This window comes from Micromonospora sp. NPDC049662 (assembly GCF_040675055.1).
GTDB lineage: Bacteria > Actinomycetota > Actinomycetes > Mycobacteriales > Micromonosporaceae > Micromonospora.
Genome location: NZ_JBFAOC010000013.1, coordinates 106,830 through 121,095 on the forward strand (window position 1 = coordinate 106,830; position 14,266 = coordinate 121,095).

Annotated in this window: 15 protein-coding genes and 1 pseudogene; 9 read left to right on the plus strand and 7 right to left on the minus strand. The window is 69.6% G+C overall.

All coding sequences use genetic code 11. The annotated features are described in order from the left end of the window. Positions 1–85 precede the first annotated feature (85 nt). Positions 86–161 (minus strand): annotated as a pseudogene (locus AB0J36_RS13230) (nucleotidyltransferase); the annotation flags it as partial. Positions 162–363: 202 nt separating this feature from the next. Between AB0J36_RS13230 and AB0J36_RS13235 the strand changes: the two are divergent. Next, positions 364–573: a hypothetical protein gene (locus tag AB0J36_RS13235; RefSeq protein ID WP_357392479.1), complete on the plus strand. Its 210-nt coding sequence runs from the start codon at positions 364–366 to the stop codon at positions 571–573. A 49-nt stretch (positions 574–622) separates the two neighbouring features. Continuing rightward, positions 623–976, plus strand: a complete 354-nt coding sequence (locus AB0J36_RS13240) for a hypothetical protein (protein ID WP_357392478.1) — start codon at positions 623–625, stop codon at positions 974–976. Positions 977–1,025: 49 nt separating this feature from the next. Here AB0J36_RS13240 and AB0J36_RS13245 read toward each other — a convergent pair whose 3' ends face one another. The 6 genes from AB0J36_RS13245 to AB0J36_RS13270 form a co-directional block, all read right to left on the minus strand. Beyond that, positions 1,026–1,355 (minus strand): TraR/DksA C4-type zinc finger protein, encoded by a 330-nt coding sequence (locus tag AB0J36_RS13245; protein WP_355047864.1) that lies wholly within the window; start codon positions 1,353–1,355, stop codon positions 1,026–1,028. Positions 1,356–1,701: 346 nt separating this feature from the next. Further along, positions 1,702–1,932 (minus strand): ferredoxin, encoded by a 231-nt coding sequence (locus AB0J36_RS13250; protein ID WP_363660529.1) that lies wholly within the window; start codon positions 1,930–1,932, stop codon positions 1,702–1,704. Beyond that, a complete protein-coding gene (locus AB0J36_RS13255; RefSeq protein WP_357125014.1) occupies positions 1,926–3,155 on the minus strand; it encodes a cytochrome P450 in 1,230 nt (409 codons plus the stop codon). Before AB0J36_RS13255 ends, AB0J36_RS13250 begins: the two co-directional genes overlap by 7 nt. A gap of 265 nt (positions 3,156–3,420) precedes the next feature. Then, on the minus strand, positions 3,421–4,242 hold the full coding sequence (locus AB0J36_RS13260; protein WP_357125011.1) for an alpha/beta hydrolase: 822 nt from the start codon (positions 4,240–4,242) through the stop codon (positions 3,421–3,423). Between the two features lie 19 nt (positions 4,243–4,261). Next, complete coding sequence (locus tag AB0J36_RS13265; protein WP_355047859.1) at positions 4,262–4,831, minus strand: DJ-1/PfpI family protein; 570 nt, start codon at positions 4,829–4,831, stop codon at positions 4,262–4,264. 88 nt (positions 4,832–4,919) lie between these two features. Next, positions 4,920–5,612 carry a GntR family transcriptional regulator gene (locus AB0J36_RS13270; protein ID WP_357174254.1) on the minus strand — a complete coding sequence of 231 codons (693 nt, stop codon included), beginning with the start codon at positions 5,610–5,612 and terminating at the stop codon, positions 4,920–4,922. 294 nt (positions 5,613–5,906) lie between these two features. Here AB0J36_RS13270 and AB0J36_RS13275 point away from each other — a divergent pair, with 294 nt between their 5' ends. The 7 genes from AB0J36_RS13275 to AB0J36_RS13305 all read left to right on the plus strand — a co-directional run bounded on the left by AB0J36_RS13275 (position 5,907) and on the right by AB0J36_RS13305 (position 14,240). Continuing rightward, the gene (locus tag AB0J36_RS13275; RefSeq protein ID WP_363660530.1) at positions 5,907–7,340 is read left to right on the plus strand and encodes an extracellular solute-binding protein; all 1,434 of its coding nucleotides are present in this window, start codon (positions 5,907–5,909) and stop codon (positions 7,338–7,340) included. Further along, positions 7,337–8,284 carry a sugar ABC transporter permease gene (locus tag AB0J36_RS13280; RefSeq protein WP_357125004.1) on the plus strand — a complete coding sequence of 316 codons (948 nt, stop codon included), beginning with the start codon at positions 7,337–7,339 and terminating at the stop codon, positions 8,282–8,284. The genes AB0J36_RS13275 and AB0J36_RS13280 overlap by 4 nt, the downstream gene beginning before the upstream one ends. Then, the gene (locus AB0J36_RS13285; RefSeq protein WP_357173911.1) at positions 8,284–9,195 is read left to right on the plus strand and encodes a carbohydrate ABC transporter permease; all 912 of its coding nucleotides are present in this window, start codon (positions 8,284–8,286) and stop codon (positions 9,193–9,195) included. Before AB0J36_RS13280 ends, AB0J36_RS13285 begins: the two co-directional genes overlap by 1 nt. Then, positions 9,195–10,262, plus strand: coding sequence for an ABC transporter ATP-binding protein (locus tag AB0J36_RS13290; protein ID WP_357124998.1), 1,068 nt, complete (start codon positions 9,195–9,197; stop codon positions 10,260–10,262). The genes AB0J36_RS13285 and AB0J36_RS13290 overlap by 1 nt, the downstream gene beginning before the upstream one ends. Further along, complete coding sequence (locus tag AB0J36_RS13295) at positions 10,262–11,338, plus strand: ABC transporter ATP-binding protein (RefSeq protein ID WP_357392477.1); 1,077 nt, start codon at positions 10,262–10,264, stop codon at positions 11,336–11,338. The genes AB0J36_RS13290 and AB0J36_RS13295 overlap by 1 nt, the downstream gene beginning before the upstream one ends. Positions 11,339–11,465: 127 nt before the next feature. Further along, positions 11,466–12,926 (plus strand): NAD-dependent succinate-semialdehyde dehydrogenase, encoded by a 1,461-nt coding sequence (locus tag AB0J36_RS13300; RefSeq protein WP_363660531.1) that lies wholly within the window; start codon positions 11,466–11,468, stop codon positions 12,924–12,926. Between the two features lie 63 nt (positions 12,927–12,989). Continuing rightward, entirely contained in the window at positions 12,990–14,240 is a 1,251-nt protein-coding gene (locus tag AB0J36_RS13305; protein ID WP_363660532.1) for an iron-containing alcohol dehydrogenase, read from the plus strand. Positions 14,241–14,266: the final 26 nt, after the last annotated feature.

Consider the following 14,266-nt stretch of genomic DNA (forward strand, 5'->3'; position numbering starts at 1 on the left):
CGCGGCACGGGGCCAACCACGTCGTCGGTCCTGGTTGGCCGCCGCCGGCTCACGGGCCGGGGAGGACGACGCGTTCCCGGCCGGGGAGCTGATTCCGCGCGTAGTTGCCGTAGGTCTCGGCCACACGCCTCGACAGGAACGCCTGCCGGGACGCTACCCAACCACCGACCCGCACGCGCCACCGTTTCCCGGCGGACCGGGCCGACGGTCGTTCCCGACCAGTGGTACGTCATCGCCAGCAGCGGCCGAACGAGCGCGACCCGGCAGGCCCACGATGTCATCCAGTTCATCGACCACATCGCCCGGAGGCGGTCACCCAACGCGAACATGGTCCACACTCTGGGCGACGGCTATGGTTGGGGCATGCACGACAGACGCGGCCCCCGGCGCGTCGGCGAGCGGACGCCGCAGCTGACATTGCTGCTGCTCGCCGTGCTCCTGCTGGTGCTCTCAGCCACCCGCTCGATCGGGTTGTGCATCGTGTTCCGTTCCGCACGGCGGGCGACCCCCGGTTGCGTGCCCGCCTGGTCAGCGGATCGCGCTCCCCCGCGCCACGCGCTGCGCCTCGCCTGATCCACCCGCCCCGGCTCGCGCCGACCCATGGTGTGTCCAGTTCGCCGCCATGACCGGCCGTGCCACCACCACGCCCACCGCACTTCGCCCGGCCACGCTCGCCGGCCTGCGCGCCGCCGAGCCGCTACGCGGATGCGCCGCCCTGCCCGCTGGAGTCCCCATGATTGTCGAACTGACCCCGCTGCCCGGTATCGGGGTACGCCGCATGTTCACCACCGCTGACGGTCGTCGAGTGGGCGTGGTCACGCACCACCCGGGCGGGCGACGAGATCTCGTCTACGAGTCCCCCGACGACCCCGACGCCACCTGCTCGCTCACCCTGACGCGCTCCGAGGCCGTGACGCTTGCCGGACTTCTGGGCATCCTCGACATCGTCACCGTGACGGAGCCATCTCCCGCGTGACGGCCGGTGTGGCTGCCGTACCGCTGCGGCACGGCAGCCACACCGCCGGTCAGCCGTTCTGCTTCGCCTGGCAGGACACGCAGAACTGCGCATGCGGAAGGATTTCGAGCCGCTCGGCCGGGATGTTCTGGCGGCACTTCGCGCAGGTCCCGTAGGTACCGGCGCTGATGCGGCTCAGCGCACCGGTGATCTGCTCGATGTTGCGCCGGGTGGCCACCAGCAGCGCGGCCCGGTTGTGGGCCTCGCTCGGGTCGCCGGTGTCCGCGTTGAGCTCGGTCAGTTCCCGCAGCCGAGCCGTCTGCGTGGCGAAGTCTTCCGCCAGCGAGGCTCGCAGATCAGCCAGCCAACGCTGGTCGACAGCTCGTTGATCGACGCTCATGGTCCTACCTCTGCTTCCGAAGGGTAAAAAGAAAAGGGCCGAAGCTGGATAGCTTCGCCCTGGCGGTCGTTCCGTGATGCAACGGTTCCGCTGGGGGCCCTCGGCCGGTTCGCGCCGGGCTCGTCAACCACGAGATGGGCGCGATGCGCGGCACGCGGACAACCGGTACCCGCATATCGACCGTCCGGCACGCCGCCATCGCCACATGGGCAGCCCCGACCGCCGCCACGCCGGTGACGGCAGGAGAGCGGAACGTAACCGAGGACATGTCTCCACCATAGGCGGCGACCACGGCGATGCCAACGCCGGAGGAACGGCCGGCCTCACGCGCGGTGTGGGTGACGGGTCACTCCTCCGGCGCGATCAGCCGGTCGTCCGTGACGTCCCGGACGATTATCGCCTCCACCGGGCACGAGTTGGCGGCGTCGAGGACGACCTCGGCCGGGGAGACAACGCCGGCCAACGGCGCGGACACACCGTCGACCAGGCGAAAATGCTCGGGCGCGGTGCCGGCGCAGATGCTCGTGCCGATGCAACGAGCCGGGTCCACCCCGACCCGCCAGGCGGTGCTCACCACGCCACCGGCATGCTGAGCAGGCCCCGTACCAACATGCCGCGCTTCCACTTCAGCTCGGCCTCCGGTACGGCGAGCCGCAGGCCGGGCAGACGGGTGACGAAGGTGCTGACGGCTACCTGCAACTCCATGCGGGCCAACTGCGCGCCGACGCAGTGGTGTACGCCGTGCCCGAAGCCCAGGTGCGGTTTCTGCTCGCGATCGAAGTCCAGCCGGTCCGGGTCGGCGAAGACCGTGCCGTCCCGATTCGCCGACGACAGTGAGCCGAGAACCGGTTCACCGGCCCGGACCAGCACCCCGCCGACCTCGACGTCCTCCTTGGCGTACCGGGCGAAGGAGGAACCGACGCCGAGCGGCACGTACCGCAGAAGTTCCTCGACCGCGGCCGGCACCAGCGACGGATCGGACCGCAGCCGCGCGAGCTGGTCCGGATTGTGCAGCAGGACGTAGACGAAGTTGGGGATCTGGGTCACGGTCGTCTCGTGACCAGCGGCGAGGAGCCCCGCGGCCAGCTCCACCAGTTCGGTCTCGCTGAGCCGATCCTGGTTCTCGTCGCGGGCCCGCACCAGCGCGCCGAGCAGGTCGTCGATCCCCGGGTCGCGGCGACGCTCGGCGACCAGGCCACCGATGTAGCCCCAGAGATTGTTCAGGTACTCCTGGATCGTCTCCAGCGGCAGTGAGGTCGTCGAGACGATCGCCTCGGACCAGACGTGGAAACGGTCGCGGTCGGCGTACGGGACGCCGAGCAGCTCACAGATCACCTGGATCGGCAGTGGCGTGGCGACGTGCTCCACCAGGTCGGCCGGGGGACCGAGCCGGAGCATGTCGTCGACCAGCGTGTCGGCGATCTCCTGGGTGCGAGGTCGCAGCGCCTCCACTCGACGTGCCGTGAACGCCTTGGCCACCAGCCGGCGCAGCCGGGTGTGATCGGGCGGATCCATGGTCAGCATGCCGCTGTACTGCTGGCGCGGGGTGAGCCGGGGCTCGTCACGGTCGACGGCTGGCGCGCGGCCGAACCGCACGTCACCGAGGACCGTACGGACGTCCTCGTACCGGGTGGCGAGCCACGCCTCCTCCCCGTAGGGGAGCTGCACCCGGGTCATCGGCTCGTGCTCGCGCAGCTCGCCGTAGGTCGGATCGACGACGAGGCGGTCGGGCACACTGAACGGGTACGACCGCACGGGCGGAACGGTTCGGCTCTCGGTGCTCTGCGCGCTCTCGGTCATCCGGCTTCCCTTCGTCGAGACGGGCGTGATCCGCAGGCCGGCGCCACCTTCACAGCGGCTTCAGATCGCCTACGCCCAGGGCGTGGATCAACACACCCCTACGCATCGTGACGTTTCAATGTCGGATCGTAGCGAGGGACGTCGATGATCGCCATGGAAACCGATCCGCGCCCCGTACGGGACAGCCGTGCTCCCAGCGGATCGCTCGCGGCAGGATTGAGCTTCTCGCACGGACTGCGGACCGTAGCGGCGACCGGCGCGTGGTTCAGTGACCTCGGTCCTGGCCGAGGAAGCACGACAGCAGTTGCCGGAACTCGCGCGGGTGTTCGACCGCCGGCACGTGCCCGCATCGACCGAACACGTGCAGACGCACGTCGGCCAGGTGTTCGAGCAGGGGTCGGGTGGCTGCCTCGATCGGGGTGACACGGTCCTGGGCGCCGTGCACGAGCAGCACGGGCGCGTGGATCGCTGCCAGCCGCTGCGCGGTGAGGGTGAGGTCGTCGACCCATCGTGCCCTCGGTGCGGGGAACAACGACGCGTACGCGGACGCCCCATCCCGCATCGCCGCCGCACGGGCCTCAACGGCCGCGTCGGTGACGAGAGCCTGGTCGAGGAGGAGGCGGCTCAGCATGTCCCGCGCCCCGAGCGGGCCGGCGGGGGCGGCCCAGACCGCGTCGAGATCGGCGGACAGCGGCGCCCCCGGAGCGCCCATCGTGGAGACCGCCACGACACGGGTCACCCGCTCAGGGCGGGCCGCCGCCAGTGCCAGCGCCACGGCGCCGCCCATGGAGTGACCCACCACGGCGTAGGACTCGATACCGAGAGCATCCATCAGGCCCGCCGCCTGCTCCGTCCACAGCCGGAGTCCGCTCGGGGAGCCGGCCGGCACGGGCGTACGGCCGAACCCCGCCTGGTCAGGAGCCACCACGTGCCAGGACGTGCCCAGCGCCTGCGCCGTCGATGCCCAGGCGCCGGACCCGGTCGTGCCGGGTCCGGAGCCGTGCAGCATCAACACCGCGGGCCCGGCGCCGCTCTCCAGAACGTGGACGGGTGAACCGTCGACCGCGACGGTCCGAAGTGCTGTCACCGGGGCAGGCCGGGCGTGCTCACGCCGAGGCGGAGCTGACGGACTTCGAGAAGACCTCCATCATCGCCCTGCCGAACTGCGGCATGTCGGGCCATCCCCGGCAGGAGACGAGGTTGCCGTCCACGACGTCGGGTGCGTCGATGACCGTCGCGCCCGCATTCTCCATGTCCCCCGTGATGGGCGGGAAGCACGCCGTCTTCCGACCCTTCAGGAGCCCGTACACCGCTGGCACCTGCGCGCCGTGGCACACCAGAGCGATGGGGAGGTTGCGCGCGAAGAAGTGCTCGGTGATGCGCCTGACGTCGGCGTCCACCCGGATCCACTCGGGGGCACGTCCGCCGGGGATGATGAGGGCGTCGTAGCGCTCGACGTCGACCTCGGCCCAGGGCACGTCGACCGGCAGCTTGCGCCCGTTCTTCTCCACGTAGGCGTCGGAGTTGGGGTCGAACTCGTGGATGACCAACTGCACGTCACGCAGCGTCCGTGACGAGACGTCGACGTCCCAGCCGCCCTCCTGCACGCGGTAGTAGGGATACATGGTGTCGAGTTCCTCGGCGGCGTCGCCGGTCAGGAGCAGCGCTCTGGGCACCTGCTTCTCCTCGCGTCTGGTGGCGGGTGGTGGAGATCCAATCCGATCCGATCCGGTGGCGATAGCATTCCTCGACCCAGCCCACCCGTCAAGCCTCTACCGCCATCGATTCCGCGTCCGTGACCTCGTCGAACAATCGCCGGAACCGGTCGCCGGAGCGCAGGATGTGCCGACGCATCGCGTAGGCGGCGGCGTCGGGGTCACGCGCGGCGATCGCGGCCACCACGTCCTCGTGCTCGGCCATGGCCAGGTGGGTGACCTGGGCGTCGTGGTGCAGCCGGAAGAGGTGCACGTGGCTGTGCAGGCGGGCGAGCGCCTCCCGGATCACCTGGTTCTCCGCGCTGCGGGCGACCAGGTCGTGAAACGCGGCGTCGCGGAGCCCGAAGGCGCCGTACGCCGCGGGCCCCTTGCCCCCCTCCAGCTCGGCCATCTCCTCCAGCATCCGTCGCAGGCCGGTCACCTGTTCCACCGAGGCGCGTTCGGCGGACCGGCGCGCCGCCGCGGGCTCGAGCAGCAGGCGGACCTCGAGCATGTCCTCGAATCGGTGGCGGGTGATCTGGGGAGGGATGCGGTAGCCGGCGTGGGGCACCCGCACGACCAGCCCCTCGGCCTCCATGCGGTTCAGGGCGTCCCGGATCGGCGTCTGGGAGACTCCCAGCTCTCGCGCCAGGACGTCGATCGTGACGCGGGAGCCGGGCTCGATCCGTAGCGACATCAGCTGCCCGAGCAGCGTGTCGTACACCTCGTCGGCGAGCCGGCCGCCCGATCTTCCCACCGACATTCCTCCCGTCACGGCCTTGCGGCCCCGCGCGATCATCGCTCCGTCGTCCATCGTGACGTGAGGTCCCTTCTTGCGCCGTTGCGGCCTGTTGACATCAGTCACAGCGCTGCGGCATGCTGACGCCCCCACCAGATCGTATAGGAAAAGTGGCGGATGATCTTCATTCTCCACCTCGCGGCGCAGTCCTGACGCCGGCCCTCACGACGGCCCGGCGCCACGCCCAGAAAACCCAGCAACCGCTCGGCGAAGCACATAGCGAGGCCTAGAAGTCCCCATCCAGAAAGCAGGCATAACATGCGCGCTCAGAAGCGAATAGGACGAATGCCCGTTCCCGGTCGCAAGGCACGGCTGGCGACGGCGGCCATGCTGCTGGTGGCCACGACCCTGGCGGCGTGCGGCGGCGACAAAGACGACGACGCGAAGGCGAGCGCCCCCAAGGCGCCGGCGGCCGTCCCGGAGCTCAGCAAGGACCCGCTGACCCTCAGCTTCATCTGGTTCGACTGGCCGCCCGCCCAAGCGCTGGAAGCCTTCGCCAACGCGGAGTACAAGAAAGAGCGGCCGAACGCGACCATCAAGGTCAACACTGTGCCGAACGCGAACTGGCACGACGCGATGTTCACCCAGTTCGCCGCGCGCAAGACCGACTTCGACATCGCGATCCTGGACTCGCAGCACATCGGCGAGGCCGTGACGAACGGCAACATCCTCGACCTCACGGACTTCGTCAAGAACAACATCGAGGTGCAGGCCTACGACCCGTACCTCCTGGCGGCCTACGGTCAGTTCCCCCAGGCGGAGACCGGCAAACGCGACGAGAACGCCAGCCTGTACGGGCTGCCGCTGCTCGGCGACACCTGGACGATGATCTACCGCAAGGACCTGATCGGCGACAAGCCGCCGCAGACCTGGGACGAGATGATCTCGGTCGCCGGGAAGTGCCAGGCGGAGCACCCCGGCGTGAGCGGACTGGCCTTCCACCAGGCCAACGGATCCGACGCCGCGGCCGTCACCTACAACACCGTGAACGGCGTCTACGGCGGCAACCTCTGGGACCCGAAGGCACGCAAGATCCAGGGCGTCCTCAACGACGCGGCCGGCCAAGAGGCGATGGACGTCCTGGTCAACAAGATGAAGCCGCTGACCGCCAAGGGCTCCGGCAACTGGTTCATCGACGAGACGAACGCGGCCGTCGCCCAGGGCAAGGCGTGCATCGCGTTCAACTGGATCGCGGCGAGCGGCGGCCTGCTCGACCCGAAGCAGTCGACGCTCGGCACCACGCGCGAGCAGATCCTCGACAAGTTGGGCTTCGCCACCCTGCCGACCCAGAAGACCAACCTCGTCCCGCTCGGCGGCATGGGCATGCACATCTCGGCCTACTCCGGCGCGGCGAACCAGGCGGAAGCCCTGAACTTCATGAAGTGGTTCGAGCGGGCTGACGTCCAGAAGAAGTGGGCCGCCGCCGGTGGCGTGCCATCACGTACCGACGCGATCCAGTCACCCGAGTTCCTCAACGCCGGGCCGTTCAACAAGGTGTACGCCGACTCGGTCCCGCGCATGCGGGACATGTGGAACGTGCCCGAGTACGCGCGCCTCGTCGACATCGAGAACACCAACGTGAACGCGGCCCTCAACGGCGCGAAGAGCCCGAAGGACGCGCTCGACGACATCGCCAAGGAGCAGCAGAGCGTGCTCGACTCGAGCAACCGCAAGGGCGGCGGCGGGCTGTGAGCGACGCCCCTCTGACGACCGAACACCCCGGGCAGGTGGCGTCCGCGACGCCACCTGCGCCGGGTCGGTCCCGCCGGTTGAGCGACCGTGGGCTCGCCGTGGCCTTCATCTCCCCCTCGCTCCTGCTGTTGCTCGCCATGTCGGTCTTCCCGTTGCTGTGGTCGTTGTACCTGTCCTTCACCGACTACTCGGCCACGCGCGGGGGTCCCGCCGAGTTCGTCGGTTTCGGGAACTACACCGCCATCCTGACGTCGGCCCAGGTCCACACGAGGGCCCTGACGACTCTGGTCTATGTGATCGGCGCGGTCTCCCTGCAGACCGTGCTCGGGTTCGGCATCGCCTACCTGATCTCCCGGCGCACGCGCGGGCGAGGAGCGCTGACCACCCTGTTCCTGGTCCCGATGATGCTGTCGCCGGTCGTGGTCGGGTTGTTCTGGCGCTTCATGCTCGACGCGCAGTTCGGCGTGGTCAACAGCATGCTCGGCTCGGTCGGCCTCGGGCAGGTGGAGTGGCTCACCCGGCAGCGGACGGCGCTGATCTCGCTGATCGTGGTCGACACCTGGCAGTGGACGCCGTTCATCATGCTCATCGCGCTCGCGGGCCTCAGCGCAGTGCCCAAGTACCTCTACGAGGCCGCCTCGATCGACCGCGCGTCCGAGTGGTTCAAGTTCCGCACCATCACCCTGCCGCTGGTGTGGCCGCTGTTGCTCATCGCCGTGATGTTCCGGGCCATCGAGGCGTTCCGGCTGTTCGACCTCGTCTACATCCTCACCAACGGAGGCCCGGGGGTCTCCACCGAGACGTTGTCGTTCCACATCTACAAGGTCGCGTTCCTGGGCTTCAACACCGGAACCGCGTCAGCGTACGGAATCCTCATGGTCCTCGTCGTCATCGTCCTCACGCAGCTCTACCTGCGTTATCTGAACAAGCTCAAGGAGGACTGATGGCCGTCTCCGTCGACGAGGCCGTGTCCACCGGTCCGGCCGGGGACCACACACCTCCCGTGCGCCGCCCCGGCGGCCGGGGCCGCTCCGCGGTGGAGGTCGTGCTGCTGACCGTGCTGGCCGCCGTGATGCTCTTTCCGGTGCTGTGGATGATCGAGACGTCGATCAAGGAGAACCGGGACGTCTACGCCATCCCGGCCAAGTTCTTCGACTTCGCCGTCACGTTGCAGCACTACAAGGACGTGTTCGTCGCCCAGGGCGACGGCCGTACGCCCGTGTCCGTCAGCTTCCTCAACTCCTTCTTGGTCGCCGGCGCCTCCACGGTGCTGGCCACCGTGCTGGGAGTCCCGGCGGCCTGGGCCTACTCACGATTCGCCGTGAAGGCCAAGAAGGACCAACTGTTCTTCATCCTGTCCACCCGCTTCATGCCGCCCGTGGTGGTGGTGATCCCGATCTTCCTCATGTACCGCCAGGTCGGACTCATCGACAACAAGATCGGCCTGATCCTCATCTACGCCGCGTTCAACGTGCCGTTCACGATCTGGATGATGAAGGGGTTCGTCGACGAGGTGCCCGCGGAGTACGAGGACGCCGCCATGCTCGACGGCTACACCCGGCTACAGGCGTTCTGGCGATACACACTTCCCCAGCTCTTACCCGGCATCGCCGCGACGGCGGTCTTCGCGCTCATCTTCTCGTGGAACGAGTTCGTGTTCGCCATCTTCCTCACGTCCAGCGACAGCGTCCGGACGGCCCCACCCGCCATCGCCGGCCTGATCGGCGGCACCACCACCGACTGGGGTCTCGTGGCAGCCGCCTCCGTGGTGTTCGCCCTACCGGTGCTCATCTTCGCCTACCTGGTGCGCAGGCACCTCATCGCCGGTGTGACGCTCGGGGCGGTGCGACGCTGATGGCGGGTATCGAGGTAACCGCGCTGCACAAGCGCTACCCGGACGGCACGGTCGCGGTCGAACAGGTGGACCTGTCCATCGGCCACGGCGAGCTGTTCGTGATGCTCGGCCCGTCGGGCTGCGGCAAGACGACCACGCTGCGGGCCATCGCCGGCCTGGAGAGGCAGACGTCCGGCGACATCCGCATCGGTGACACGCTGGTCAATGATCTGCCGCCCGCCGAGCGCGACATCGCCATGGTGTTCCAGTTCTACGCCCTCTACCCGCATCTGCGAACCCGCGACAACCTGGCGTTCCCCCTGCGGGCCGAGGGACTGCCCAAGCAGGAGGTGCACGCGCGGGTCGAGGAGGCCGCCCGGCTGATGCGGCTCGGTGCCCTTCTGGACCGGCGACCGCGCCAACTGTCCGGCGGGGAGCAGCAGCGCGTCGCGCTCGCGCGCGCCCTGGTGCGACGACCGCGCGCGTTCCTCATGGACGAACCTCTCACCAATCTGGACGCCGAGTTGAGGGCGGACATGCGCACGGAGATCAAGCACCTGCAGGGGGAGCTGGGGGCGACGATGGTCTACGTCACCCACGACCAGGTCGAGGCGATGTCGCTCGGTCACCGGATCGCCATCCTCAACAAGGGCCGCGTGGAGCAGATCGGCACGCCGCTGGAGGTCTACGACCGCCCGGCGAGTCTCTTCTGCGCCGCGTTCATCGGCTCCCCGCCGATGAACCTGGTCGACGTGGAGGTGGTCGACGGCATGCTGCACAGTCAGGGCGGACTGGTCCTCACACCACCGTCAGGCCTGCCGCGCGATCGTCGCCTGGTGGCCGGCGTCCGGCCGGAGGCGCTGGAAGTCACCGCGCCAGGGACGGAAGGCACGATCCCGGCCCGAGTGGTCTCGGCGGAGTGGTTGGGCGACGAAATCATCTACGTGGTCGACCACGGCGGCGAGCGCGACGTACGGGTTCGGATGCCACCGACCATTCGTTTCGCCCCCGACGCGAAGGTCGGGCTGCGGCACACCGGCGGAACCCCGGCGGTCTACGACGTGCGCACGGAAGAGCTGGTGGCCTGATGGGAACCGTGGCAGCGCACGGGCTGCGCAAGTCCTTCGGCAAGGTCCAGGCCCTGGACGGGGTGACGCTCGACGTGCCGGACGGCTCGTTCTTCGTCGTGCTCGGGCCCTCCGGGGCGGGTAAGACGACGACCCTGCGGGCGATCGCCGGCCTGGAGAAGCTCGACGCGGGTTCGGTGCACCTGGACGGGAGGGACGCGACCGGTGACGCGCCGGCCGAGCGGGACCTGGCCATGGTCTTCCAGAACTACGCCCTCTACCCGCGACACACGGCGTACGAGAACATCGCCTCACCGCTGCGGGCACGCCGCCGTTCGTCGAGCGAGATCGCGGCCGCCGTCGAGCAGATGTCGAAGCTGCTGCACATCGAACGTCTGCTGAAGCGTCGTCCCGCCCAGTTGTCCGGCGGTGAGATGCAGCGGGTCGCGCTGGCTCGGGCGCTGGTCCGCAGCCCCCGGGCGTTCCTCATGGACGAGCCGCTGACGAACCTCGACCTCAAGCTCCGCGTCGAGATGCGCACCGAGCTCACCCGTATCCACCGGAGCCTCGGCGCGACCTTCGTCTACGTGACCAACGACCAGGTCGAGGCCCTGTCCATGGCCGATGCGGTCGCGGTCCTCAAGGAGGGGACCGTGCAGCAGGTCGGGACACCGACCGAGGTGTACGAGCGTCCCGCCAACCAGTGGGTGGCGGGGTTCGTCGGGAGCCCGCCGATCAGTCTGCTCGCCTGCCGCGCCGAGGGGGATCGTCTGGTCGGTGCGGACGGCTGGACGTTACCTCGGCCCCACTGGACCACTGCGGAGGACGGTCGTGCGCTGCTGCTGGGCGTACGCGCGGAGGACCTGTCCGTCGAGCAGCGCGGGGACGCGTCGTTGTCGGGAGAGCTCTACGGGCTCGAGCCGCTCGGCGACCGCACGGTGGTCGACGTCCGGGTGGGGACCGAGATCCTCAAGGTCAAGGCACGACCCACCATCACCGGTACGCCGGGCGAACGGCTGTCGGTCACGGTCGACCTGGACCGTGCGCACCTGTTCGACGCGGACACCGGGCTGTCGCTGTCCGAGGCGGGGCGGTAACGCGCCGGACAGACCGAGACACCTTCGCCCTCGCCCCGACGAGGGCGGGTGACCCGTCCGTCCACCCGCACGGCGCGATCGCTGGGGCACTCCGCACAGCACCACGAAGATCACAGGAGGCGACGCAATGAGTGACCCGATGACCGTCCTGGCCCCCGAGCACCGGCGGCTCCGGATCGGCGACGCCTGGCGCGACGCCACGAACGGGGCCACCTTCGCCGTCGAGGACCCGGCCACCGGCAAGACCATCGCCGAGGTGGCGGACGCCGACGTCGTCGACGGGCTCGCCGCCCTGGAGGCGGCGAGCACGGCGATGCCGGGGTGGGCGGCGACCCCACCACGGAAACGGTCGGAGTTGTTGACCGCGACGTACCGGGCACTGGTCGAGCGGTCCGAGGAGGTCGCCCGGCTGATCACGCTCGAGATGGGCAAGCCACTCGCCGAGGCTCGGGCGGAGGTGTCCTACGGCGCGGAGTTCTTCCGGTGGTTCGCCGAGGAGGCGGTCCGCGTCGAGGGTCGCTACAGCGCCGCCCCCGCCGGCGGATACCGCATCCTCACCGTGCCGAAGCCGGTCGGACCGTGTGTCTTCGTGACGCCCTGGAACTTCCCGTTGGCCATGGGCGCCCGCAAGATCGCTCCTGCGCTGGCCGCCGGCTGTACGACGATCACCAAGCCCGCGGGCCAGACGCCGCTCACCATGCTGTTCCTGGCCCGCCTCATGGAAGAGGTGGGCGTACCGCCGGGCGTCGTCAACGTGGTGACCACCAAGCGTTCCGGCGCGGTGGTCTCGGCGCTGCTGGCCGACAACCGGACCCGCAAGCTGTCGTTCACCGGGTCGACCGAGGTCGGACGCGTGCTGCTCCGGCAGGCTGCGGACAACGTGCTGCGTACCTCGATGGAACTTGGCGGCAACGCGGCCCTGATCGTGTGTGCGGACGCCGACCTGGACGTCGCCGTCGACGGCGCCATGGTGGCCAAGATGCGCAACATCGGGGAGTCCTGCATCGCGGCCAACCGGATCTACGTCGAGGAGCCGGTGCGCGAGGAGTTCACGGCGCGCTTCGTCGAGCGGATGGGCGCGCTGTCGGTGGGTCATGGTCTGGACGACGGCGTGGACGTCGGGGCGTTGATCGACGAGGCCTCGGTCACCGCGATCGACGAGCTCGTCGGCGACGCGGTGGATCGGGGCGCCCGGGTGCTGGTGGGCGGCAAGCGTCCGGATGGGCCGGGCCACTTCTACCCGCCCACCGTGGTCGTCGACGTGCCCGACGACGCGCGGATGCTGCAGGCGGAGATCTTCGGTCCGGTTGCGCCGATCATCTCGTTCACGTCCGACGACGAGGTGCTGGCGAAGGCCAACGACACCGAGCACGGCCTGGTCGGGTACGTCTTCACCCGTGACCTGCGGCGGGCGCTGAGGTTCACCGAGGGGCTGGAGACGGGGATGGTCGGCATCAACCGTGGTCTGATCTCGGACCCGTCAGCTCCGTTCGGGGGCGTGAAGCAGTCCGGCATCGGCAAGGAGGGGTCGCACGAGGGCATCCTCGAGTACCTCGACCTCACCTACGCGGCGATCGACCTGCCGTGACCGGCCCGCCGCCCCGAGCTTGCGCCCGCACATCGCCGCCGACGTTCCGAAAGAGGCACCGACATGCTTGAGACCGTCCGCGGACCACGCCAGCTCATCGTGGGCGAAGGGGTCGCGCAGAACATCCCCCGGGTGGTGGCCGAGAGTGGATCGCGGGTCCTCGTGGTGACCGACCAGGTTCTCCTGGGCCAACCGGGCGTCGCCGAGATCGTGGCCGCCGTGCGGGAGCGGGTCGACGTCGTCGAGGTGTTCTCGGACGCGACGTCGGACGTGCCACTCGCCGACGTCGCCGTGGCCGTCGCGGTCGCCAACGAGATGGAGGCCGACGTGATCCTCGCCATCGGGGGTGGCACGGTGATCGACCTCGCCAAGATCGTCGGCGTCATCCGACGCCACGGGGGGACGCCGCGCGACTTCTACGGCGAGTCGAGGGTGCCGGGGCCGACCCTCCCCCTCGTCGCGGTCCCGACCACGTCCGGGACCGGTTCCGAACTCACCCCCGTCTCGGTGTTGACCGACCCGGACCGCGAGCTGAAGGTGGGGGTCTCCAGCGTCCACATCGTGCCCGACTTCGCCATCGTGGACCCCGAACTCACCTATTCCTGCCCGGCGACCGTCACCGCCCACTCCGGCATCGACGCGTTCTGCCACGCCGTGGAGAGCTACACCGCGCGACCCCGGGCCCACGGACCACGCGACCCGGTGGAGCAGGTGTTCCTCGGCCGTAACCCGATCACCGACCACTACGCGCTCCTGGCCGCGGAGCGGATCGCCCGGAGCCTGCGTCGTGCGGTCCGCAACGGCGGCGACCGGGACGCGCGCGCGGACATGTCGTACGGGTCGATGCTCGCCGGGCTCGCCTTCTCCCACGCGGGCAACGCGGCCCCGCACGCCCTCCAGTACCCCATCGGCGCGGCCACGCACACCCCGCACGGCCTGGGCGTCGGACTGCTCCTGCCGTACGCGTTGGACGCGGCCCGGGATGCCGTGGAGGACCGGTTGGCGATCCTCGCCGGGGTGTGCGGGCTCGACGTGGCCGACGCCTCCGATGCCGAGGCCGCGGACGCGTTCCTCACCTGGCTCGACGGTCTCCTCGCCGACATCGGCATCCCCCGCACCCTGGCGGACATCGGCGTGGCCCGCGCCGACCTGCCACGTTTCGCGGAGATGGCCACCGGCGTCACCCGCCTCATCCAGAACCACCCGGGCCCGACCGACACCGCCAGCCTGACCGCGATCCTCGAAGCGGCCTGGACCGGGGACCGGACCCGACACGTCCTGACTCCGAGCGGAGATGGTGCCGGCAACGGGTAGCCCGACGACGCTCGCCGCCGGCTTCC

Bases quoted from the DNA above. Each gene is read 5' to 3' on its own strand.
- AB0J36_RS13270 (WP_357174254.1), bottom strand. From the start codon at position 5,612: ATGTCGGTGGGAAGATCGGGCGGCCGGCTCGCCGACGAGGTGTACGAC.
- AB0J36_RS13245 (WP_355047864.1), bottom strand. From the start codon at position 1,355: ATGAGCGTCGATCAACGAGCTGTCGACCAGCGTTGGCTGGCTGATCTG.
- AB0J36_RS13300 (WP_363660531.1), top strand. From the start codon at position 11,466: ATGAGTGACCCGATGACCGTCCTGGCCCCCGAGCACCGGCGGCTCCGG.
- AB0J36_RS13255 (WP_357125014.1), bottom strand. From the start codon at position 3,155: ATGACCGAGAGCGCGCAGAGCACCGAGAGCCGAACCGTTCCGCCCGTG.
- AB0J36_RS13240 (WP_357392478.1), top strand. From the start codon at position 623: ATGACCGGCCGTGCCACCACCACGCCCACCGCACTTCGCCCGGCCACG.
- AB0J36_RS13285 (WP_357173911.1), top strand. From the start codon at position 8,284: ATGGCCGTCTCCGTCGACGAGGCCGTGTCCACCGGTCCGGCCGGGGAC.
- AB0J36_RS13290 (WP_357124998.1), top strand. From the start codon at position 9,195: ATGGCGGGTATCGAGGTAACCGCGCTGCACAAGCGCTACCCGGACGGC.
- AB0J36_RS13235 (WP_357392479.1), top strand. From the start codon at position 364: ATGCACGACAGACGCGGCCCCCGGCGCGTCGGCGAGCGGACGCCGCAG.
- AB0J36_RS13275 (WP_363660530.1), top strand. From the start codon at position 5,907: ATGCGCGCTCAGAAGCGAATAGGACGAATGCCCGTTCCCGGTCGCAAG.
- AB0J36_RS13305 (WP_363660532.1), top strand. From the start codon at position 12,990: ATGCTTGAGACCGTCCGCGGACCACGCCAGCTCATCGTGGGCGAAGGG.
- AB0J36_RS13295 (WP_357392477.1), top strand. From the start codon at position 10,262: ATGGGAACCGTGGCAGCGCACGGGCTGCGCAAGTCCTTCGGCAAGGTC.